Here is a 22,057-nt window from a genome sequence, read left to right as displayed (position 1 = left end):
GCCTCAGGTGGTGGAGAGTTCCTTCATCTCGGTCACCGCCGGAACCGCCATCGGATCCAGGTGGTGGGCCAGCGCCAGGTACACCGAGGCGAAGTCCGGCACCGCGATCAGCGAGGCGAGCCGCTCCAACGCCGACCCGCCCTCGGCGGTCAACACGTCGCAGCGCACCCCACGGCGGTCGGCGAGGGTCTGCACCGCCTCGGCCCGCCGCTCCTCCACGGCCAGCGGCTCGTCGGCGTCGTCCTCCGGGTTCAGCCCGCCGTCGCGCAGCAGCACCAGCCGCAACCGGGTCGGCGGCTCCTCGGCCTCGTCCGGGTCGGCGAAGATGTCACGGCTGGACTCGCCGAGACCCCCGAAGACCCCGTCGAGCAGGCCGACCCGGCCCCGGCCGGCCTCGCCGAGCGCGCCGGTGACCACCGGATAGCGGGCGTTCGTCGACAGCGAGTCACCGAACCGGCGGGCGGCGACCGACGCCACCGGCGACGAGCCCCAGACGATCGGCACCGAACCGGCCAGCCCGAGCGCGAGCGCCTTCGCCGGGTTGACGAACGACTCCGCCGCCGGCCGGCACCGCTCGGCGTCGGCGTCGAGCCGGGAGGCGGTCTCCGCCAGGTCCGCCTCGTTGACCTTCACCAGGCCGAGCGCCCGCGCCGCCAGCAGCACCGGCACGGTCAACGCCCAGAGGCTGGCCCGGGCCGGAGCCCGACGCGGCACCGGGATGAACGGCGCGCGGACCCCTTCGGCGACCGACTGCAACTGTGAGTCGGGGGCACCGACGGCGACCAGCCGGGCTCCGCGCCGGGCGGCGGCCTGCGCCGCGCCGAGCGCTTCCGGGCTGCGCCCGGAGGCGCTGACCGCGATCACCACGTCGGCCGCACCGACCCAGCCGGGCACGCCGGCGCTGCGGTGCGGGATCACCGGTACGGGGCAGCGCGGGCCGGCCACCGTGGCCAGCACGTCACCAGTACGACCGGCGGTGCCGATCCCGGCGATCACCACCGCCCGGGGCCGCCCCTCGTCGCTGAGTACCCCGAGGTTGGCCTCGGCGGCCAACGCCGCCGACTCGCGTACCTGCGCGCCGGCCGAGGCGGTGAACCGCAGCATCCCGCCCGGGTCGGCGAGGCCCAGCGCGTCGACGTCGTCGAGCAGCGCCTCGTCGGCGACCCGCTGGCCCACCACCCCGGACGTCCCGTCGATCGGCAGCGCCATCAGGACGCCTCGCCCGGCATCCGGGCCTCGTCCAGCATCAGCACCGGAATGCCGTCACGCACCTCGAAGATCCGGGTGCACTCCGGGCAGGTGAGGGTCTGCGCGTCGGCATCGTAGGTCAACGGTGTGTGATGCGTGTCCGGGCAGGCCAGGATCTCCAGTAGCTGCGAATCCAGGGCCATCGGGTGGCTCCTTCCACGTCGCGGGGTGAACCCGAAGATGATCCTAGCCGCGGACCAGCGCCAGTACGCCGTCGCGCAGTTGCACCATCCGCTCGGTGGTCGGCGCCTCGACGTTGAGCCGCAGCAACGGCTCGGTGTTCGAGGCCCGCAGGTTGATCCAGGAACCGTCGTCGAAGCTGACGGTCAGTCCGTCCAGCTCGTCGAGGTCGGCGTCGGCGTACGCGGCCTTGACCTCGGCGAGCTTCGCCTGCTGGTCGGTGACCGTCGAGTTGATCTCGCCGGAGGCGACGTACCGCTCGTAGGAGTGGGCCAGCTCGGACAGCGGCTTGTCCTGCTCGCCGAGCGCGGCCAGCATGTGCATCGCGGCCAGCATCCCGGTGTCGGCGAACCAGAAGTCCCGGAAGTAGTAGTGCGCCGAGTGCTCGCCGCCGAAGACCGCGTTGGTCCGGGCCATCTCCGCCTTGATGAACGAGTGCCCGACCCGGGCCCGGACCGGCTCCCCGCCGTTCTCCCGGACGATCTCGGCCACCGCGCTGGAGGTGATCAGGTTGTGGATGACCGTCTCGCCGGGGTGCTTGGCCAGCTCCCGGGTGGCGACCAGGGCGGTGATCGCCGACGGCGAGACCGGCTCGCCGCGCTCGTCGACGACGAAGCAGCGGTCGGCGTCGCCGTCGAACGCCAGACCCAGGTCGGCGCCGTGCTCCCGGACCGCCGCCTGCAGGTCGACGATGTTCTTCGGGTCGAGCGGGTTCGCCTCGTGGTTGGGGAACGAGCCGTCCAGCTCGAAGTACATCGGCACGATGTCCAGCGGCAGCGCCGGCAGCACCGTGTCACCCAGGACGGCGGGCACCGTGTAGCCGCCCATCCCGTTGCCGGCGTCGACGACCACCTTCAGCGGCCGGATCCCGGACAGGTCGACCAGGGTACGCAGATGCGCGGCGTAGTCGGCGAGCAGCTCACGCCGCTCCACCTGCTCCGCACCGGACGGTGTCTCACCACTGTCGAGCAACGCCTGGGCGCGGTCGCGGATGTCGGTCAGCCCGGAGTCCTGGCCGATAGGTGCCGCCCCGGAGCGGCACATCTTGATCCCGTTGTACTGGGCCGGGTTGTGACTGGCGGTGAACATCGCACCGGGCAGCTCCAACGCGCCGGAGGCGTAGTAGAGCAGGTCGGTGGAGGCCAGGCCGGCGTGCAGCACATCGGCCCCGGCGGCGTTGGCCCCGGCGGCGAAAGCGGCGGCCAGCGGCGGGGACGACTCGCGCATGTCGTGGGCGATGACGATCCGGTCGGCCTTGTCGCCCAACTCCTTGAGCACCTGCACGAACGCGGTGCCGAGGGCTCGGGCCACCGTTTCGTTCAACTGGTCGGGAGTGGTGCCACGGACGTCGTAGGCCTTGACGATTTTGGACAAGTCAGACAAGGTCTCGCTCCTCAGCCGCGCCGGTTGCCAACACAGGTGAGGGTAACGGAGCAGCGTCCGGCCGCTGTGGTCAAGGCGGTCGGGCCACCCTCCGGCCGCGCGATGTTCATCCTCCATCCGGCCGGCCACGCCGCTGAGTGACCGGATCGTCGCAGGTCAGCGCTGAAGTCGGGGCAGGTCAGCGCTGAATGCGGGGCAGCAGCATCGTCGCCGAGCCGGCGGCGTCCGTACCGTCGGCACCAGGCGTCGCGGGTCGACCACCGCGCCCCCGGCGTACCAGCAGCACCAGCAGCGCCACCCCGACCGCGACCATGCCCAGGCCGACGGCGAGCACCCCGACGCCGATCCCGGGCCCCTGACCAGGATCACCGCCGGACCCGGCGGCGGCGACCAGGTCCGGGTCCACCGGGGCGGCGACCGGCGGCGGGCTCGGACTCACCGCCGCCGGCACCTCGGTCGGCTCCGGGGTCGGCTCCCCGGTCGGCGACGGCGGGGCCGGCGCGTAGCTGCCGGCGAGCCGGCCGGTGGCCTTCTTCGACCCGGCCGTACGGTTGAGCAGGTCACCACCGGCGGTGTACGCCTCGGCGACCACGTTCACCGTGCCGGCCGGGGTGCCGGCCCGCAACGCCACCTGGTAGCGCACCGACCGGCTCTTGCCCTTGCACAACTCGTCATTCTCCGGGGCGGTCCGGTCGGTGACCAGCAGCCCGTCGCCGTTGTCGGCGACCGGCACCGGCACCCAGTCGTCGTCGATCCGTGCCTGCACGGCGACCTGGTCGACGGTTGCGCCGGGCAGCCGGATCGCCAGGCCGGTACGCAGCGACACGCACCCGTCGGAGCGCTTGGAGACCTTCACCGTCACCCCGGCGGCCTTCTCGCCGACGGTGAACCTGCCGGGCAGGCCGAGCTGGACCCGCACCTGGTCGTCCTGCGCGTACGCCGGGGCTGCGACGGGCAGCACTGTGCCGGCGCTCAGCAGGAGCACCATCGCGACCTGGGCCGCTGTACGCCGTACCGCCATGTCCCGCCTCACCTCCCGCGTCGCCGGCACCCGCGCCTGCGACGCCGTCGCGCGACAGGCTACCGCGCGACCGCTACGCGGCCGGTCCGCGCAGCGCGCCACCTCGGACGTCGGCGACGAACCGCCCGAAGTCCGTCGCGGTGAAGGCGAGCACCGGGCTGGCCGGGTCCTTGGAATCCCGTACGCCGACGAACCCGCCGACGACGGCGACCTCGACACAGCTGCCGTTGCCGCCGCTGTAGCTGCTCTTGCGCCAGCCCGCCCCGACGAAATCTGCTGTGGACATGTGGTGCTCCTTGTCAGCGACGCGTCAACTCAGCCCGTCGGCGACCTCGGCGATGAACGCCCGGGAGTCGTCGCAGCCGAGCGCATCCGCCCGCAGGTCGTCGAAGACAAGGTTATAGCGGTCGACGCCGGCCGGCTTCTCCACGTAGAGGTCGCCGGCCTCGTTCTCGACGTAGGCCACGTCGGCGTCGGCGGTCTCCGGGAAGGTCAGCACGGTGAACGGCCCGGTGATGCAGGCGGAGGCACCGCGCGCGAAGGGCAGGACCTGCAGCCGTACGGTCGACAAAGTGGACAGGTCGACCAGGTGACGCAGCTGTCGGCGCATCAGCTCCGGCCCACCGACGAGCCGGCGCAGCACCGCTTCGTCGAGGACCGCCCAGAGCCGCACCGGGTCGGTGTCGCGGGTCAGCACCCGCTGCCGGGCCATCCGTACGCCGACTTTCTCCTCGATGGTCTCGGCGCTGTGGCCGGGCAGGGTCTTGCGGATGACCGTTCGGGCGTACTCCTCGGTCTGCACCAGGCCGGGCAGTACGGACGGCTCGAACCAGCGCAGCTCGGCGGCGTCGTTCTCCAACGCGATCAGCGTGGAGTATTCCCAGGTGAGACGTTCGCTGTACTCCTGCCACCAGCCGGTCTCCTGGGCCTGGCGGGCCAGGGCGACCAGCCGCTGCCGCTCGGAGCCCTCGACGCCGTAGACGTCGAGCAGTTCGTGGACGGTGCCGGGCGAGATCCGGACCCGGGCCGTCTCGATCCGGCTGATTCGGGCGGTCGAGCAGCGCAGCTCAGTGGCGACCTGCTCGGCGAGCAGGCCGGCGGCCTCCCGCAGGGCACGTAGCTCACGACCGAGCTGCCGGCGTCGCACCGTCGGCGGCGATCCGACGACCATCAGGCACCTCCTGGACATCGATGCATGGACGCCAGTCTCGCTTACCGAACGCGCGAAGTCAGCTACCAGTAGTTCAGATAGTGCTACTCGATGCACTTGCATGACTGGTGGACGCAGAACACGATGACATCACCACACGTCACTGCGCACCGAATCGAGGTCGACTGTGAACGACCAGACCCGCACGGCAACCAGCGCGATCCGCCTGGAGGCGATCCTGCTCGATCGGGCACCGAAGGTGTTCGCGCTGTGCCGTTTCGACGACGACAACGACGAGTTGGCCGACGCGGACGAGACGGTCGACTCCGGCGGAGCGGCCGACGGCGTCGTCGGCTGGGCGTTCGCCATGCCGGACGGCAAGGTGCTGATCGTGCACAGCGACGGCAGCCGCAGCGGAATGACCTGGTGCAACGACATCGAGTCGGCGAGTCGCTTCTGGGCACCGCTGATCGGTGCCGACCTGCTGGCCGTCGCCTAGACGGCACGCTGCCCGTGCCCAGGATCTCCCGGGCACGGGCAACGGTGTGCGGTGTTGCTTGGGGTCTCGGGTCAGTCCGGCGGTGCGGGCAGGGTGTGGGCGTCGAACGTCAGCTGCGACGTCGCCGACCCGCCCGCCTCGCCTCGGCCGATCCCGGCGATGCTCTGCCGCTCGTAGACCTTGGTGGCCTGGTTGATGCCGCGGAACACGACGACGAAGGTCTGACCGTTCGAGTTCGTCACCGGCGCCACCGTCGGGTCGGTCGCCGCCGGATCGGAGCCGTAGTCGCTGATCATCGCCCAGGTCCCCCACACGCCGGTGCCGGGCCCGGTCTCGAACACCCGGTAGATCTCGTTGTCGACGCCCCGGGCGACGATGACGGTCCGCCCCAGTGCCGGGTCCAGGATCACCGCCGGCGTCCCGGCCGTGCTGAACGAGCCGACCGGCGACCAGTTGGCCGGCCAGGTGCCGTTGGCCTCCTGCAGCTTCTCGACGACCGTACCGTCATCGGCGCGGACCACGACCCGCGTACGGTAGCCCGGGTTGACCACGGCGGCGATCGCCCCCAGCGTCACCCCGGTGCCCACAGTGGTCCAGCCGGACAGCACGCCGTCGTTGCTGTAGACGGCAGTCCTGACCGAGCCGTCCGACGCCGAGGCGAGCAGCCGCAGCCCGTTCTGGGCCGGCACGACCGTCACCGACCCGGTCAGCTCGGCCGGGCCGAGGCTGCGCCACGCCGGGTTGGTGCCGGCCTGCCGGTAGTGCCAGAGTCGGCCGTCGTCGCCCACCGCGAAGATCACCTGGGTGCCGTCCGCGACCGTCGCCGCCGTCGGCGGTGCCGCCATCGAGCCGCCGAGCTGCGCCCATGGCGACCAGCCTGACTGGTTCGGCTCGGCCTGGGTGCGCGACCAGACGTTGCTGTCGGTGTGCTGGGCGACCACCTGTGCCCGGCCGTCCGACCCCTGACTGAGCGTCACCGGGCCGACGAACGCCTCCAGCCCGGAGATGGTCGTCCACTCCACCGAGTTGTAGTCGTCGACGTTGTCCTGCCGGCCGATCCGGACACTGCCGAGGTTGTCGACGTAGCCGTACTCGACGGAGCCGAGGCCCGTCCCGGTCGGCGTCAGCTGCTGCACCACCGTCTTCGAGTACGGCGGCACATCCAGAGGCTGCATCGGGTCGGCGAACCATGCCTGCAGGTCGACCGTCAGATGCACGGTGCCGCTGCTGTAGTTGCGGATCCGCACCTTCCCCTCCGTGCCGACCTGGGTGAACGCCAGGCTCCCCCGCGCGATCTGGGTGGAGGAATAGTTCAGCACCGACGGCGTCGGCTGGGTGCCGTCCAACGGCCAGACCCGCAGGTACCCGTTCGACGAGGGGTTGATCGCCGTCAGGTTCAACACCGCTGCGGCGATGCCCCGGGTCGGCAGACCGTTGGTGCCACCGACCTGGACGTCGATCTCCCCGTTGGCGGGAATCGCCGCCCCGCTGTTGCTGCGGGTGTCGAGCAGCCGGGACGCCGGCAGCGTACGCAGGCCCGCGCCGGTGCTGGAACTGCCGGTGAAGTAGCCCTGCGCACTCAGCACCACATGCAGCGGGCTGCTGGTCGGATTACGGAAAGTCACCTCACCGCTGCTGGACAGGGTTACGGTGCCCGCGTGCGAGGTGGTGCCTGCGGGAAAGTCCATCAGGCTGCGGGTGCCGGTGGTGCCCGGCGGGAACGCTGCGATCCAGCCAGGAACGGCCGCGTTCACCACGATGACGTCCAGGGCGACGCTGGTGGCCCCCGCCGGCACGACGCCACCGGTGAGGGTGAACGTACGGTTGCTCTGTGCCGCGATGGCACCGACCGACGTACCGGTCCCGTCGCGGGTGTCGACCAGTCGGGTGTGGGCGGTCGGCACGAAGCCGCCACCGCTGCCCCCGGCGCTGCTGGTGAAGTAGCCCTGCACGTCGATGCTGACATGCACGGTGCCGGAGTTGTTGTGGACGGCGATCCGACCGTTCGAGCCGACCTTGACGATCGCCGAGTTCGACAGCACCTGACCCACGTCCGCGTTGACCACCGACACCACCGGGCGGTCCTCGCCGTCCGGCCAGACCGTCAGGTGGGTGCGGATGGTCGGACTGATGGCGGTGACGTCGAGCATCACCGCGCTGACCCCGGTGGCCGGCACCCCGGCCGCCCCGAGCACCTGGAAGGTCGTGGTGCTCCCGGCCGGTCGGGTCCCGGTGGTACCTCCGAGACCGGTGCGGGTGTCCACCAGGGCGGTCGCCGTAGCGAACGGGACGTAGTCACCGCCCTTGCCGGCCGCGTCCGCGTACGCCGCCCCACCGGGCTGCACCACGGCAAACCCCGCCGCGACCAGCAGCGCAGCCGCCACCGAACGCGCAATTCTAGACAATCTCTGGCCCGCCGCCACTTGGCACATCTTCAGCATGCCAGTAATGATCTTGGAGCTAGTCCTGACTTGAGCTGAGACAACACGTTGATCTCTGACAAGACTTCCGAGCATGCGCGATTTATGACCCAGTGCGGTGCACATTGAAAAACCTCCCCGATCTTGTAGATAAACTGCACCCTAAAGACCCCGGGCCGGCAACGCCAGGAGGACGATCAATCCTGATGACTGAAGCCCGAGTCTTATCAAATTTGTGCACACCTGGGTGTGCGCGGATGGCCTTAAGGGCGTGGCGGAGGTCGCCGGGCAGGGGGTCGGCCGCGACGAGGATGGGGGCGCCGGCCTGGATGCGGATGGCGCGGGTCCTCAACCTAGGTCCTCAGTCACGATTTCACCGAAGCGAGATTTTGCTCTATTCCAGGTCGCGATTGTTTTCGAATAAAGATCAGCACTCCACTCTTCAACTAAACTGTACTCTAACCACGCCTCCCAGCATTCCCTGAGGAGATCATTAGCGGTTAACGAAAATTCCAGGAGGCGACGTTCACCCAGAGCCTCCTTGCCCTTTGTCATGCACCAGATGCTGAATCTCTCTTTCGCCGCGAGAAGTTCGGCGACAGCGAGCACTATTGCATTCGATGTTCTATCGCTCGAAAGAACAACAATGGCGAAGTTGACAAAAGGCACTCCCGTAGGCGCGCGCAACTCTTGGGGCATCTCCCATTCTTTCGGAAGGTCATCCAACCAGTCTAGGTCGTCCGCTGAAGTCATTTCTCCACCTCATTACGAGCGCTCCAGTCTACGCAGGAACGCAATAATCTCGCGCGCCGTCCCGCCTGCTGGAACTCCTTGAACTCCTCCCGCTTCCAATACGCGAGCACAATAATGGAAGCACGTTCTATACGTCTCGTCATACATTCCAAAGTCGAATCCCCGTGCAGCTTTGTCTAGCTGTACCTCTTGGTATGCAAATGCCCCTCCAGGGTTCGGAAGATGGACCGTCGCGGAACGCGCGGCCGGCGAAACCTCCCCGTCGAATCTTGCGGGTCGAACGGGCGTCGGCACCCTACCCATGCCCGGAATCTCGACCAAGCCACCAAGTTGATGCGTGTGCATAACATCGCCACCAACGGTCGTTCGAATTGTGGCATGTCCCCCGTCAAAAAACACCGTAGCTTCGCCGACACAGTTGTGGACGAGTACGGGGGTGTCGGCGGCGGTGACGTAGTAGGTGTGGAGGGTGTCGACGGTGAGGTTGTGGACCGTCTCGTACTCGGTCCAGGCGCGGATGCCGGCGACCGTGGCCGGCCGGTGGTCGGCCGTCTCGAAGGCGTAGCCGGGCTTCAGGTCGACCGCGTCGACCCAGCGGTTCTCGCTCTCCACCCAGAACGGGTGGTTGTCCGTCGCGGTGATCGTGCCGGTCCGGTCGCCGTCGGCACCGTCCAGGTCGACGGTCACCTCGACCAGGTTCTTCTCACCGGTGCCGACAATCAGGCCGGTGACTTCCTGCCCCTCGGTGCGGCCGGTGGTCGGGTCGGTGGCCAGCACGACGTCGCCCACCTCGACGTCGCTGATCGGCTTGCGGCTGCCGTCGGCCATCAGCACCGGGGTGGTGGCGACGAAGCTGTTGTTGCACTTGCCCATCAGCCGGTTCGCCAGGTTCCGGGTGCTCTCCACGCCGGAGCGCACCGCCGACCGGGTGCTGCTGACGGCACCCCGTACGGCGTTCTGGGCTCCGCTGGACAGCGCGCCCATCGCCCGGCCGCCGAGTGCCCGCAGCGCCGGTGCGGCGGCCCGCGCCGCCGAGCCGAGCAGCGCCCCGCCGAAGGCACCCAGTACGCCGGTCGCCCCGCCGAGCAGCGCGGTGCCCGCCAGTTCCCAGCCCCGCTGGCCCTGCATGTAGCCGGTGACCGCAGCGCCGATCGCGCCGGCCGCCACACCACAGGCGACCGCGCCGGCTCCGGTCCAGCCGATGGCCACCCCGCAGCCGATGCCGATGACGCCGCCGACGACCGCGCCGGTGATGGTCGCCTTGTGTTCGTCCCAGAACTGGGCCGCGCTGTCGACCATGCCGTTGATGGATTCGGTCAGGCCCTGGTACTGCTTCGCCGCCTCCAGCGCCAGCGTGTTGGCGAACTGCTGCGGATCCTTGATGGCGGTGACGGTCACCGCGGTGACGGCCGCCGCGACCCGCGCTGTCGTCGACACCAACGTCCGCGCCCCGGCCACCAGCGGCTGCACGGCCGCTTTGATCCTGGGGACCACCTTGTTCTGGACGTAATTCTCGACGGCCTGTTTGGCCCGTTGGGTGATCTGCACCGCCTGCGCGGCCTGTTCGGCGGCCCAGTTGCGGAAGTTGCCGTCCCTGACGGCCTGGACGCCTTCACTCACCTTGTTGACGACGGTGGCGGCACCCGACTTGTGGTAGACCCAGTTGGAGAAGCGCTTGAGCTGGCTGCCGAAGGTCCGCAGCGCCGACACGCCCCAGTTCCAGGCTGAGATTCCCCAGCTCTTGGCGGTGTTCCAGGTCGAACTGGCCCAGCTCTTGGTGGTGTTCCAGGCGTTGGAGGCCGTCCGCTTGACCTTGTTGATTCCCTTGTCGACCCAGCTCGGCCAGTGGCCGGTCGGGTCGTCGTAGTTCAGCGGCGCTCCGGCCCCGTACGTGTAGCGGTTGGCCAGGATCGACGCGCCGGCGCTGTAGGTGACGCTGTCGCGGGAGGCGAAGCCGCCGGTGCCCGGGGTGTACCAGCGGGCGCCCATGTTGACCTTGCCGGTGTCCGGGTCGGTCCAGTCGCCCTGGTAGCCGATGTTGCCGGTGTCGCCCTGGGAGGCGGTCGGCTCGCCGAACGGGTCGAAGGCCGTCGAGTCCGGCAGCGACGGCAGGACGCCGCTGGTGGGGTCGAAGGCGGCGACCACGTCGCCGTGCGCGTCGGACAGGGTCAGCCGTTGCTCGGTGCCCCGGCCGACGGCGAGCAGTTCGTCGCCGGCCCCCCGGGCGTACGTTTCGGTGCCGTCGCTGACGACCTCCGTGCTCAACCCGGCGTACTGGAAGGCGGTGCTGCCCCGCGACACGACCCGGTTGAGGGCGTCGTACGCGTACGACTCGCCCTCGGCGAACGTCATCCGGTCGAAGGCGTCGAAGGCGTACTGCTCGACCAGGCCGGAACTGACCCGGGTGCGCAGCGCACCCCGGGCGCTGTAGCCGTACGTGTAGTCGCCGTCGGAGACCAGCCGGTTGCGCTCGTCGTAGACGGCGGTCTTCGGGCCGGCGCGGGTCCGGTTGCCGGCGTCGTCCCACTCGTAGGCGACGGTGCCGTCCGGCCCGGTCCAGCTGACCAGCCGCCCGGCGTCGTCGTAGTCGTAGCTGTGCGCGCCCGCCCCGGCGGTGCCGGTGGTGGTCTTGCCGGTCAACTGCCCGGCGAGGTCGTAGTCGTAGACGATCGAGGCGACGGTCTGCCCGCCCGAGTTGCGCAGCACGTCGTCCGTGAGCCGACCGACGTCGTCGTAGCTGAACGTGCGTACCCGGCCGGCGCCGTAGTCGATGCCGCGTACCGCGCCGGCGGCGTCGTAGCTGAGTGTCTGCGGCTGGCCGGTCACCGCGTCGGTGATCTCGTCGAGCCGGGCGTCGACGTAGCTGAACGTCGTGGTGCCGGCGGCGTCGGTCCGGCCGGTCAGGTTGCCGTCGGCGTCGTAGCTGAAGCTCGCCGTGCCGGCGGGTCCGGCAGCGGTGAGCAGACCGCCCCGGTCGTTGTAGCTGAACGTGTCGTCGTCGCCGGGGGCACCGGCCCGGGTGAGCCGACCGGCGAGGTCGTAGCCGAGGCTGCGGGCGGTGGTGGTCGTCTCGGCTCCGGATCCGGTCTCCTCGACGAGCCGGTTGGCCGCGTCGTACACCCGCTGCCGGGTCACCCCACCGGGGGCGGTCAGCCGCTGGGCGTTGCCGTTGCCGTCGTAGGCGACCGTCCAGGTCCGGTCGGCCAGGTCGGGGTGCGCCGTCGTCGGCGGTTCGATGACCGACTCGGCCAGGCCGAGCGCGTTGACCGTGTAGATGATCTCGTGGCCGCGCCCGTCGGTGTAGCGGGTGCGGTTGCCGGCGGCGTCGTAGCCGAACGTCGTCGTGATCGACTTCGTCGCGGAGACCTGTTCGACCTGGCTGACCAGGCGACCGGCCGCGTCGTAGGCGTACTGCGAGACGGCCTGCTCCGGGTCGGTGACGGTGACGACGTTGCCGGCCGCGTCGTGGCCGTAGCTGGTGGTGGCGACGACGTCGCCGGCCGGGTTCAGGTTGGCCTGCGCGACCCGGTCACCGAACAGGTTGTAGCTGGTCCGCGCGGTGCGGCCGAGCCCGTCGGCGACCCGGACCTGCCGGCCGGCCCGGTCGTAGCCGTACTGGGTGACCACCCCGGCCGGCGAGGTCATCCGGATCAGCTCGCCGACACCGTTGTACGCGCTGGTCATGGTCGCCCCGGACGGCGAGATCACCGAGGTGACGTTGCCGGCGTCGTCGTAGCGCAACGTGGTGGTGAAGTTGTCGACCACCGGGTGCCGCTCGACCACGGTCTGGGTGACCGGCCGGTCCAGGTCGTCGTAGGTGGACTCGGTGCGGGCCCCGGTCGGGTCGGTGACCGACAGCACCTCGCCGGTGCGGGTGTAGGTGTAGTGCCAGACGGCCCGCTGCTCGTTGGTGGTGCCGGGCGCGTCCCGGCTGACCATCCGGTTCAGCTGGTCGTAGGCGTACCGGGTGACCGCGTTGCGGGCGTCGACCGTCTCGACCACGTTGCCGAGCGGGTCGTAGCTGGTCCGGACCGTCGGGGTGATCGGCGTGGGCGCCCCCGGTGGGGTGTACGACGGGGCGATGGTCCGCACCGGCCGGCCGAGCCGGTCGTACTCGGTGCGGGTGACGTTGCCGAGCGGGTCCCGGGTGGCGACCTGCTCACCGAAGGCGTTGTAGCCGGCGGTGACGGTCGGGGTGACCGTGGTCGGCGTACCGCTGCCGCTCTCGGCGGCCACCGCCGGGCCGGTGATCCTGGTCTGCCGGCCGAGTTCGTCGCTGACGAACCGGGTGGTGAAGGCCGCCGCGTCGGCGCCGGGCACGTTGCCGCGTGGCTCGGTGGTCGAGGTACGGACACCCCGCTGGTCGTACGTGTGGGTGGTGACCCGGGTCGCGTCACCGGCGACCACCGTCTCCCGGGCCACGCCACCGGAGACGTGGTAGACGTAGTTGACGATCTCGGATTCGACGGCGACCAGCCAGGGCACGTTCGACGTGTTGCCGGAACGGGTGATCCGGTCGACCTCGCCGGCGGCGTTGTACCGCAGGTCGGTCCGGCGCCGTACCCCGTCCGGGTCTTCGACGGTGGAGGTGATCCGGCCGGCGTTGTCCAGGGTGTGTTCGGTGACGGTGGTGCCGTTGCCTTCCTCCCGGCGGACCAGGTTGCCGGCCCCGTCGTAGACGTTGCGTTCGATCACCTGGTCACGGGTGGACCCGTCGGGGTTGCGGAACCCCTTCAGGACGACCTTTTCCAGCAGGTCGTCGTGGTAGTAGGTGTACTCCAGCCGCCGGCCCATCGCGTCGGTGTCGCTGGCCAGCCGGCCGGCGAAGTCGTACGAGTAGGAGTGCAGCACCAGGTAGTCGACGTCGCCGGTGCCCGGCCCGCCCGGCGGGTCGCTGCGCCAGTTGCGCAGCCGGACCTCGGCCAGCTTGTTCTGGTTGGTGTACGCGTAGTCGTACCGGTTGCCGTTGGGGTCGGTCTCGGAGGTCTTGTTGCCGAACCGGTCGTAGGACAGGCTCGTCTCGTTGCCTTCGGCGTCGACCACCCGGACCGGGCGGTTGTGCTCGTCGTACTCGGTCGTCGCGGTCCGTGGCTCCTCGTCGCCGACCAGGTCGTAGACGGTGGTGGCGATGAGGTTGCCGTCGGCGTCGTAGTCGTTGACGGCGTGCTGCTGATGCTGTTCGCCGGTGACGGCGTCGGTGGTCACCGGACCGGTTTCGCTCTTCAGCCGCGAGTGGGTGTCCCAGGTGTAGGTGGTGACGACGCCGGCCGGGAAGCTGTCGGAGATCTCCTTCTCGGTCAGCAGCCGGCCGAGCGGGTCGTAGGTGTACTCGGTGGTCAGCCCGGCCGGGTCGACGGTGCGGGCCAGGTCACCGTTGCGGTAGTAGAAGTAGCGGGTGACCCGCTCCACGCCGGGGGCGGCGGTGGGGGCGCGGGTGCGATCGAGCAGCCCGGTCGGCTGGTTTCCGCCGCCGAACGCCGGCTCGCCCCCGGTGGTGTACTGGTGGGTGACGGTGACGTTGTCCGGCCCGGTCTGGCTGATCAGCTTCCCGGTGAAGTGGTAGCTGGACGTGGTGCGGTACCGGTTGTCGGTGGCGCTGCTGGACCGTCCGTCGCGGACCTCGGTGGCCAGGCCGGCCCGCAGGTCGTACGGGTCGGTGATGCCCGCCGGGTACGTGTAGTACGTCGTGTGGCACTCGGTGCTGGTCCGGCAGCTCTTGCGGGACGTGACGTTGCCCCGGTCGTCGTAGCCGAGTTCGACGCCGTGGTCGTTCTCGTCGCGGATCTGCTTCTGCCGGCCCTGCTCGTCGTAGGTGTAGGTGCGGATCGCCATGCCTTCCAGCGGGTGCCGGATGAAGACCGGGCCGCCGGAGTCGTCGGGGATGATGGTGCAGAACGCCGGGTCGTTCGGGTCGGGCTGGCTGCACACTTCGGTCGGCGGGGACGGCGACGACGTCGGCGGTGGGCCGGGCAGGTCCTCCTGCCGGGTTTCCAGGCCGAGCGGGGTGCCGCTGCGCAGCAGCCGGCCGGCGAGGGCGTCGTACTCGTACAGGTGCGGCCGGTTCGCCGGGTCCAGCACCTGGACGCTGCGTCGCAGGTCGGTGTCGCTGCCGAAGACGGTCGGCGCGCCGACCTTCCAGGTGCCGCCGTTGCTGTCGGTGTACTCGGTGATCCGGCCGGTGATCTCGTGGTAGCGGGCCTCGATGGCGGTCTTGCCGCTGGGCAGCAGGACGGTGGTCAGCCGGTGGCTGCCGGTCTGCGCGGCGCGGAAGTGTTCGGCGACGGTGCCCGGCCCGAGCGGTCGGGCGTAGACGGCGACCTCGTCGATCTGGCCGGCGAAGTGCCGCTGCGCCGTCGTGCCCCAGCCGGGCCAGGCGGTCGGGCTGGTCGCGACGGCGGCCCCGACCTGGTTGTACGTCAACAGGGCGTGGTCGATGGTGCGGCCGGTGGCCTCGCCGACCTTGACCCCGTCGAGGTACAGCGTCTGGGTGGTGCCCATCGAGGTGAGCACGACGTGGTGCCACTGGTTGTCGTTGACCGTGGCGGCCGAGGTGATCGGGGCGATGCCGCCGCCGGCGAACTGGCCGCGCAGCCGCCCGTCGGTGCCGGTGTAGAGCAGCGGTACGCCGGTGCCGGCGGTGCTGCCGAACTCGGTGTCCTGGTAGCCGATCAGCGGGCCGCCGGTGTGGGTCAGGCCGACGCGGAACCACAGCTCGACGGAGGCGTCCCGGGACTTCTTGACCGTCCCCTTCGGCAGGGTGACCCGGGCCGAGGTGCCGTTGAACGACGCGGCGGTGTCGGCCGTACCGGCGATCGGGCCGGCGGCGCCCAGGGTGACCCCGGTGTACGTGCCGGCGTCCTTGCCGAGGTTGGTCGCGATCTCGCTGCCGGCGGCGGTGCCCTGGCTCTCGGCGAACCGCCAGTACGAGTCGGGGCGGGCGTCGAGGACCGCGGCGTGGTAGCGCGACGCCGGCGTGTACTCGTACTCGGTGCAGGAGCTGTCCGGCGCGCAGACCCGGGTCAGCAGGTCACCGGTGTAGTGGTAGCGCCAGGACAGCGGTGACCCGTTGACCGGGTCGGTGCGGATGGTGTCGATCCGGTTGCCGTTCCAGACGAACCACAGTGACCGGCCGGTGGTGTCCGACGGGGTGGCCGCCGCCTGCACCCGCCCCAGCCGGCCGCCGTCGGCGGTGTTGTAGGTGAACCGCAGCCGCCGGGACGCGTTGTCGACGATCTCGGTGATCTTGCCGGTGGAGCGGAAGAACGAGTAGGTGGTGCCGGACTGGTCACGCAGCCGCCAGTGGGTGGCGTCCTCGGTCAGCTGGGCGACCCGGCCGAGCGGTGCCGCGAAGCTGCCGTCGGGGTTGCGGCCGAAGCGGACCGTCTGCCCGTCGGGGTAGACGACCACGAGGTTGCCGGTGCCGTCGTCGTCGGGCACCACCCGCATGTCGTAGCGGCTGGCCCAGCCGGCCCCGAAGACCGGTGGTACGGCGGCCAGGCCGGTCGCGGCGGTGCCGAGGTCGCGTCGCGGGTCGAGGCTGTTGTACGTGCGGACCACGTTGAGTTCGGGGCCGACGGTGGCGACCACCGCGTCGACGGCGGCGGTGGTCAGGTTGCCGGTCTGGGCGTCGTACTCCTGCCCGACGGCGGCGTTCGGCGCACCGGCGATCTTCGAGGTGATGTCGGGCTGCGGCACCGAGGTGACCAGCATCGAGTACGGCGTCGGCACCTCGTTGTTGGCGTCGCGGATGACGGCCCGCCACAGGTACGTGGTGCTCCAGGTCATCCGCCCGGCCGGCACCGCCCACGCCTGGCTGGCCTGGTACGCCGTACTGGTGCAGTCGACCGGTTCGCCGTCGTCGTCGGTGGCGCAGAGTTCGAACTTGTACTGCAGGTTCAGGCTGGGCGGGGCGTCCGGGTCGACGGCGCGGGCGTACAGCAGCGGGGTCAACGTCGGCGCCGGGTAGCCGTTGGGCGGGTGCACCTCCTGGACCACCGGTTCGATGTCGATGACGTGCAGCACGATCCGGGCGGGCGGCACCTGGTGGTCGGTGAAGACGACACCGCCGGTGCGCACCATGGTGAAGTCGAGGAAGTAGACCCCGGGTGGCAGCCGCTTGATGGTGGCGGTCACGGTGGCCTTGCCGTTGCGGGCCACCGTGCCGGGCAGGTTCCCGGCCCGCTGCTGGGTGACGGCCGCGCCGGTCTCGGCGTTGTACGCCCGGTAGGCCGGGTAGTAGTTGGCCGGGGTCCACGCCTCGGCGCTGCGGTTGGTCACCGTGACGGCGACCTGGCCGTCGCGGTTCTGCAGGACCGCCGGCTCCGGCACCGGGTTCGGGATGGCGTAGTCGGCGTTGTACGGGCTGTGCGTGACGTACAGCCGGGGGCCGTTCGGGGTGCCGGTGCCGGCGAACTTCTTCCACGCCGAGCTGTCGTCGACCGGCGCGCGCAACGACAGTCCGTTGTTGGCGCGGGTTCCGTCGACCCAGCCCTGCACCAGGTCACGGCCGGCCACTCCCAGGTCGAACAGTTCGGAGGCGGCCGGGCAGGCGGACTGGGACTGGCCGGTGGCGACGTACCCGTTGGCGAACGACCGGCTGGCCAGTGCCTTGCCGACGGCCGGGCCGGGCCAGGAGTGGTGGGTGCCGACGGACCAGCCGGCGGTGACCGGGTGGACGGACACCGGCCTCGGCCGGCAGGACGGGGCGTCGTAGCTGACCACCGTCATCGCTACACCATGGACGGTGTGGTTCGCGAGCTGCCCCAGGTTGTCGAACCTGAGGTACGCGGCGGCGTTGGCGCTGCCGCTGCGGCCGATCAGCAGTTCGTTGCCGCCGGAGACCGAGGTGCTGCCGTGCACGTACATGCTGGATGTGCTGGCCCGTTCGGTGACCGGCGGACCGACGGTCGGGTCGACCTCGACCGGGTAGACCCGGGCCGGGTCGCGCAGCCACGCCGAGTCCAGCGTCATCTCCAGCACCGGCTGGTCGGCCGGGCCGGTCAGCCGGTACCGGACGCCGGTCGACGTCGCCGGGCCCTGCGCGCCGGTGCCGGCGTCGGACATGTAACCGGGTGGGACGACGGCCCGCACCACCCCGGAGCCGTCGACGAACCGCACCTCGCCGTCGACCAGCCGGGCGGTGAGTCCGCGCAGCCGCAGCGGGAAGCGGTACGTGTGGGCGGCGTCGGCGGAGTGCAGGACGAGGGTCTCCTTGACCCCACCGGGCCGGGCCTCCAGCCGTACGTCGACGTGCGGCAACGCCCCGGGGTAGGTGACGGCGGCGGTGGCCTGCGTGCCGCCCGCCGTCTCGGCGGCGACGCTGTGCGTGCCGGCCACCTCGGCGGCGTCGGCCACGCCGTACTCGATGGAATGTTGCCCGTCGAGGGTGAGCCGGACCAGGTCGGCGGCGTCGGCCTGCGGGGCGAGCCGCAGGTCGACGGCGTCGGCGGCGTTTCGCCAGCCGCCGCCCACGTCCGCGCCGGCCGCGACCAGGTCGGTGTCGATCGGCGCCCAACCACCGCCCGGCAGTTCGTAGTTGACCGGTTCGGCCGCGAACTCGGTGGTCCTGGTGCCGTCGGCGTTGTCGAACACCCGCTGGTGGCGGCCCCGGTCCACGGCCCGTTCCCGGCTGGTCGCCGGGTCGAATCCGGGTGTCTCGACGGTCGGCGGGTCGACCACCCGGGCCTCGTTGCGCCCGGGTTCGGCGACGCCGTCGAACTGGTGCAGCGGATACTGTCCACGGTAGCTCTGCGGCAGGTTGCGGTTCACCGCCGGACGGGTCAGGTGGCTGCCGCTGGCCGCGCTCCCCCACCGCTGGTCGGGTTTGTCGGCGGCGACGTGCGGCCGGTCCGCCGGCCGCTGGTGCCGGGCCGTCGCGGTGCCGTCCACTCCGCTGCCACCGAGGCTGACCAGCATGACGGTGGCCACCGCTGCGGCCAGTGCCGACCTGCCGGGCTTGTGGTGGGCTGCTGCGGTACGGAATCCGGGCACGCGTAGGAACACCGAGCGACGCACGTCCACCCCCGTGTGGGACGACTGGAGCTCTGCCGGTGAAACCGTCTCAGCCGTCACACACTGGTGTCAATGAATATTGAGCGATCCCACGCCAACTTGCACAGTCGTGCAAACTCCGGTCAGAGATCAAGTCCGGTGAGGACCATCACCCGGGGCTCGGTGTAGTCGTCCATCGCGCTGCGCACCCCTTCGCGGCCGACACCGCTGCCCTTGACCCCGCCGTACGGCATCTGGTCGGCCCGGTACGACGGCACGTCACCGACGATGACCCCGCCGACGGCCAGGGTGCGGTGCGCGGCGAACGCCGTCTGCAACCGGCGGGTGAAGACGCCGGCCTGCAGCCCGTACGCCGAGTCGTTGATCGCCGCGAACCCGGCGGCGTCGCTGTCGACCCGTTGCACGACGAGCACCGGGCCGAAGACCTCCTCGGTGAGCACCCGCGCACCGGCCGGCACCTGCGTCAGCACCGTCGGCGGGTACGTCGCACCGTCGCGCCGGCCGCCGACGTCGATCGTCGCCCCGGCGGTCACCGCCTCGTCCACCCAGGACTCGACCCGGACAGCGGCGGTTTCGTCGATCAGCGGTCCGACGTCGGTCGCCTCGTCGGCCGGGTCGCCGAGGCGCAGCGCCGCCACCGCGTCGACGAGCCGGGGCAGGAAGCCGTCGTAGAGCCATTCGTGCACGTACACCCGCTGCACCGCGATGCAGCTCTGCCCGGCCTGATAGTTGGCGAAGGTGGCGATCCGCTGCGCCGCCCAGGTCAGCTCCTCGTCGCCGGTCCAGTCCTCGCAGATCAGCGCGGCGGCGTTGCCGCCCAGTTCCAAGGTGACATGCTTCTCCGGCACTGAGCGGCGGATCAGCGCGCCGACCGGGCCGGAGCCGGTGAACGACACCACCGGCAGGCGTGGGTCGGCGACCAGACCGCCGGCCCGGTCGTTCGGCACCGGCAGTACGGAGACCATCCCGGCCGGCAGCCCGGACTCCGGCCCGTCCGGCTCGGTGACCTCGGCGATCAGCTCACCGAGCAGCAACGCCGTCAACGGGGTCGCCGGGGCCGGCTTGACGATGATCGGCGCGCCTACCGCGATCGCCGGGGCCACCTTGTGTGCCACCAGGTTCAGCGGAAAATTGAACGGCGAGATGCCCAGCACCGGGCCGCGCGGCACCCGGCGGACCAGCGCGATCCGGCCGGCGGCGGCCGGGTCGGTGTCGAGGCGCTGCAGGTCACCGGAGAAGCGCCGGGCCTCCTCGGCCGCCCAGCGGAACGTGGAGACCGCGCGGGCCACCTCGGCACGCGCCCATTTGATCGGCTTGCCGTTCTCGGCGGTGATCAGCCGGGCGATCTCGTCGGCGCGCTGCGCGAGCCGGGCACTGACGTGGTCCAGCGCGGCCGCCCGGCGGTACGCCGGCAGCGCGGCCGCCACCGGCGCGACCCGGTGCGCGGCGGCGACCGCCTGCTCGACCTGGTCGGGCGTGGCCAGGCTGGTCCGACCGACGACCCGACCGTCGTACGGGTGGTGCACGTCGAGCGGCTCGTCGCCGTGCGCCGGCTCGCCGGCCAGCCAGAACGGCGTACGCAGGGTCGGGTCGGCAGGTTCCATCCCGCCAGCCTAGGCCAGTGATGATGCACGAGTTCGTTCGACGAACTTGACAGACATACAACCGATTGGTTGTATGTCTGTGTGGTGACCGAGGAGAGCGCAGACCGGGCCGACGCCATGTTCCACGCGCTCGCCGACCGCACCCGGCGCGACATCCTGCGCCGGGTGCTGGCCGGGGAGCACTCCGTCTCCACGCTCGCCGCCAAGTACGACATGAGCTTCGCCGCCGTCCAGAAACACGTCACCGTGCTGGAGCGGGCCGGGCTGCTGACCAAGCGACGCAGAGGTCGCGAGCAGCTGGCCAGCGGCGACGTGCAGGCCGTGCGCTCGGTGGCAGCCATGCTCGCCGAGCTCGAACAGATCTGGCGTGGCCACATCGCACGCATCGACGCACTGATCGCAGCCGATCCCGACGGAAGGACCGAACAACAATGCCAGTGACCGACGTCCAGCAGGACCTTGACGACCTGACCTTGACCATCACGGCGGACTTCGCCGCGCCACTGGAGCGGGTCTGGCAGGTCTACGCCGACCCCCGCCAACTGGAGAAGGTGTGGGGACCACCGACGTACCCGGCGACCGTGGTCGACCACGACCTCACGCCCGGCGGACGCGTGACCTACTACATGACCAGCCCGGAGGGCGAGAAGTACGCCGGGTACTGGCTGATCACCGCTGTCGACGAACCGACGCGCCTCACCTTTGACGACGGCTTCGCGGGCCTGGACTTCACGCCGAAGGCGGAACTGCCGGTCTCCCACAACACCTACACCTTCGCCGCTCACAACGGCGGCACCCGGGCCACGTACACAGCCAGGTACGAGTCCACCGAGGCGCTGCAGCAGGTCCTGGACATGGGCATGGTGGAGGGCGCCACCTCGGCGATCAACCAGATCGACGACCTGCTGGCCGCGTGACCGGTGTCGCCCGCTGATCGACGGGGATCGGAGCCGTTGCCGCCCCGGTCCCCGTCGATCAGCCGGGTTCGTCGTCACGGGCGCGGCAGCCGGTAGCCGAGCTGCTGGGCGTAGGTCAGCAGCGGGCGGGTCGTCGGGACCAGCATCGTCGGCTCCGCCGACCAGTGGTGTCCCCGGTTGCCGTCGCGCCGACGACGCCGTACCGCCGCCCGGTCCGGCACCTGCTTCCTCGCCTGCTCGTGCCGCAGCGCATCCAGCCGCCGCAGCGTTTCCAGTCGCCGGGACGCCGCCGACCTGCCGGAAAACCGGTCCCGGACGCGCAGCCACCAGTCCCGCACCATCTCGATGATCATCTTTCTCCTTGATCAAGAATCAGTCTTTCGCATGTCCGGCAAGTCGATGAAGCCCTCGACGCTGGACGAATATCTCCCGCCGTTCGGCGGCGTTCCCCTCACGGTCGATCACGTATCCGGTGAGCCAGACCCAGCCGTCGTACGTCCACTTCCGGTCGACCGAGATCACCCGGAACCGGAACCCCCGGCCGTCGGCGAACTGCACGCTCGCTGCCCGGCCGATCACCAGTACGTCTCCCGACTTCGGATGCGGCTCCCGGACCAGCCGGCTAGTCAGAGTGCCTGGCCAGCGGCCAGGTCGGCCGCCCGCAGTACGGGCACCACCGGGACTTCACCCGGAACGACCACAGCCCGGCGGCAAAGCCGAGCAGCGCCGCCCCGACCACCGCTTCGATTCCCACCATCCACACTCCTCTCGATCACTTCCGAAGGATGTCGTTTTCCACCCTGGACTATCGGCTGGCGTGAGTAGAAGATGAACCAGGTTGAGATCACGGCCATCAGTAGATATTCGGGGT

General features: G+C 70.5%; 16 protein-coding genes. 3 read left to right on the top strand and 13 right to left on the bottom strand.

The annotated features are described in order from the left end of the window. Positions 1-3: 3 nt before the first annotated feature. The 6 genes from ACN28F_RS20665 to ACN28F_RS20640 all read right to left on the bottom strand — a co-directional run bounded on the left by ACN28F_RS20665 (position 4) and on the right by ACN28F_RS20640 (position 5,003). Entirely contained in the window at positions 4-1,209 is a 1,206-nt protein-coding gene (locus ACN28F_RS20665; protein ID WP_289209532.1) for an SIS domain-containing protein, read from the bottom strand. Beyond that, positions 1,209-1,391: a Trm112 family protein gene (locus ACN28F_RS20660; protein ID WP_289209531.1), complete on the bottom strand. Its 183-nt coding sequence runs from the start codon at positions 1,389-1,391 to the stop codon at positions 1,209-1,211. Before ACN28F_RS20660 ends, ACN28F_RS20665 begins: the two co-directional genes overlap by 1 nt. Before the next feature lie 43 nt (positions 1,392-1,434). Continuing rightward, complete coding sequence (locus tag ACN28F_RS20655; protein WP_289209530.1) at positions 1,435-2,811, bottom strand: phosphomannomutase/phosphoglucomutase; 1,377 nt, start codon at positions 2,809-2,811, stop codon at positions 1,435-1,437. Between the two features lie 178 nt (positions 2,812-2,989). Beyond that, positions 2,990-3,832 carry a hypothetical protein gene (locus ACN28F_RS20650; protein ID WP_421359276.1) on the bottom strand — a complete coding sequence of 281 codons (843 nt, stop codon included), beginning with the start codon at positions 3,830-3,832 and terminating at the stop codon, positions 2,990-2,992. Between the two features lie 73 nt (positions 3,833-3,905). After that, positions 3,906-4,118, bottom strand: coding sequence for a DUF397 domain-containing protein (locus ACN28F_RS20645; protein WP_421359274.1), 213 nt, complete (start codon positions 4,116-4,118; stop codon positions 3,906-3,908). A 24-nt stretch (positions 4,119-4,142) separates the two neighbouring features. Then, complete coding sequence (locus tag ACN28F_RS20640; RefSeq protein WP_421359272.1) at positions 4,143-5,003, bottom strand: helix-turn-helix domain-containing protein; 861 nt, start codon at positions 5,001-5,003, stop codon at positions 4,143-4,145. A 166-nt stretch (positions 5,004-5,169) separates the two neighbouring features. On the opposite strand from ACN28F_RS20640, the gene ACN28F_RS20635 reads away from it, so the two are divergent. Beyond that, entirely contained in the window at positions 5,170-5,481 is a 312-nt protein-coding gene (locus ACN28F_RS20635) for a hypothetical protein (protein WP_421359270.1), read from the top strand. A gap of 71 nt (positions 5,482-5,552) precedes the next feature. On the opposite strand, the gene ACN28F_RS20630 is transcribed toward ACN28F_RS20635, so the two are convergent. The 4 genes from ACN28F_RS20630 to ACN28F_RS20615 all read right to left on the bottom strand — a co-directional run bounded on the left by ACN28F_RS20630 (position 5,553) and on the right by ACN28F_RS20615 (position 20,269). Further along, positions 5,553-7,865: a hypothetical protein gene (locus ACN28F_RS20630; protein WP_289209527.1), complete on the bottom strand. Its 2,313-nt coding sequence runs from the start codon at positions 7,863-7,865 to the stop codon at positions 5,553-5,555. A 384-nt stretch (positions 7,866-8,249) separates the two neighbouring features. Then, complete coding sequence (locus ACN28F_RS20625) at positions 8,250-8,654, bottom strand: hypothetical protein (protein WP_289209526.1); 405 nt, start codon at positions 8,652-8,654, stop codon at positions 8,250-8,252. Between the two features lie 12 nt (positions 8,655-8,666). Further along, positions 8,667-18,668 carry a LamG-like jellyroll fold domain-containing protein gene (locus ACN28F_RS20620; protein WP_421359268.1) on the bottom strand — a complete coding sequence of 3,334 codons (10,002 nt, stop codon included), beginning with the start codon at positions 18,666-18,668 and terminating at the stop codon, positions 8,667-8,669. 119 nt (positions 18,669-18,787) lie between these two features. Beyond that, positions 18,788-20,269, bottom strand: a complete 1,482-nt coding sequence (locus ACN28F_RS20615) for an aldehyde dehydrogenase family protein (protein WP_289209524.1) — start codon at positions 20,267-20,269, stop codon at positions 18,788-18,790. An 84-nt stretch (positions 20,270-20,353) separates the two neighbouring features. On the opposite strand from ACN28F_RS20615, the gene ACN28F_RS20610 reads away from it, so the two are divergent. Further along, positions 20,354-20,710, top strand: a complete 357-nt coding sequence (locus tag ACN28F_RS20610) for an ArsR/SmtB family transcription factor (protein ID WP_289209523.1) — start codon at positions 20,354-20,356, stop codon at positions 20,708-20,710. Further along, positions 20,701-21,186, top strand: coding sequence for an SRPBCC family protein (locus ACN28F_RS20605; RefSeq protein WP_289209522.1), 486 nt, complete (start codon positions 20,701-20,703; stop codon positions 21,184-21,186). The genes ACN28F_RS20610 and ACN28F_RS20605 overlap by 10 nt, the downstream gene beginning before the upstream one ends. Positions 21,187-21,260: 74 nt before the next feature. Here ACN28F_RS20605 and ACN28F_RS20600 read toward each other — a convergent pair whose 3' ends face one another. The 3 genes from ACN28F_RS20600 to ACN28F_RS20590 are packed head-to-tail and all read right to left on the bottom strand — an operon-like array spanning position 21,261 to position 21,943. Beyond that, positions 21,261-21,539 (bottom strand): hypothetical protein, encoded by a 279-nt coding sequence (locus tag ACN28F_RS20600; protein ID WP_289209521.1) that lies wholly within the window; start codon positions 21,537-21,539, stop codon positions 21,261-21,263. Between the two features lie 19 nt (positions 21,540-21,558). Next, positions 21,559-21,765: a hypothetical protein gene (locus tag ACN28F_RS20595; protein ID WP_421359265.1), complete on the bottom strand. Its 207-nt coding sequence runs from the start codon at positions 21,763-21,765 to the stop codon at positions 21,559-21,561. Between the two features lie 43 nt (positions 21,766-21,808). Further along, positions 21,809-21,943, bottom strand: coding sequence for a hypothetical protein (locus ACN28F_RS20590; RefSeq protein ID WP_289209519.1), 135 nt, complete (start codon positions 21,941-21,943; stop codon positions 21,809-21,811). Between the last annotated feature and the right edge of the window lie 114 nt (positions 21,944-22,057).

The organism is Solwaraspora sp. WMMA2101, from assembly GCF_049179175.1.
In the GTDB taxonomy this organism is placed as follows: domain Bacteria; phylum Actinomycetota; class Actinomycetes; order Mycobacteriales; family Micromonosporaceae; genus Micromonospora_E.
This window is presented reverse-complemented; position numbering and strand designations above follow the sequence as displayed.

Coding starts and splice junctions, on each gene's coding strand:
- ACN28F_RS20665 (WP_289209532.1), bottom strand. CDS start 1,209: ATGGCGCTGCCGATCGACGGGACGTCCGGGGTGGTGGGCCAGCGGGTC.
- ACN28F_RS20660 (WP_289209531.1), bottom strand. CDS start 1,391: ATGGCCCTGGATTCGCAGCTACTGGAGATCCTGGCCTGCCCGGACACG.
- ACN28F_RS20650 (WP_421359276.1), bottom strand. CDS start 3,832: ATGGCGGTACGGCGTACAGCGGCCCAGGTCGCGATGGTGCTCCTGCTG.
- ACN28F_RS20645 (WP_421359274.1), bottom strand. CDS start 4,118: ATGTCCACAGCAGATTTCGTCGGGGCGGGCTGGCGCAAGAGCAGCTAC.
- ACN28F_RS20640 (WP_421359272.1), bottom strand. CDS start 5,003: ATGGTCGTCGGATCGCCGCCGACGGTGCGACGCCGGCAGCTCGGTCGT.
- ACN28F_RS20625 (WP_289209526.1), bottom strand. CDS start 8,654: ATGACTTCAGCGGACGACCTAGACTGGTTGGATGACCTTCCGAAAGAA.
- ACN28F_RS20615 (WP_289209524.1), bottom strand. CDS start 20,269: ATGGAACCTGCCGACCCGACCCTGCGTACGCCGTTCTGGCTGGCCGGC.
- ACN28F_RS20605 (WP_289209522.1), top strand. CDS start 20,701: ATGCCAGTGACCGACGTCCAGCAGGACCTTGACGACCTGACCTTGACC.
- ACN28F_RS20600 (WP_289209521.1), bottom strand. CDS start 21,539: ATGATCATCGAGATGGTGCGGGACTGGTGGCTGCGCGTCCGGGACCGG.
- ACN28F_RS20590 (WP_289209519.1), bottom strand. CDS start 21,943: ATGGTGGGAATCGAAGCGGTGGTCGGGGCGGCGCTGCTCGGCTTTGCC.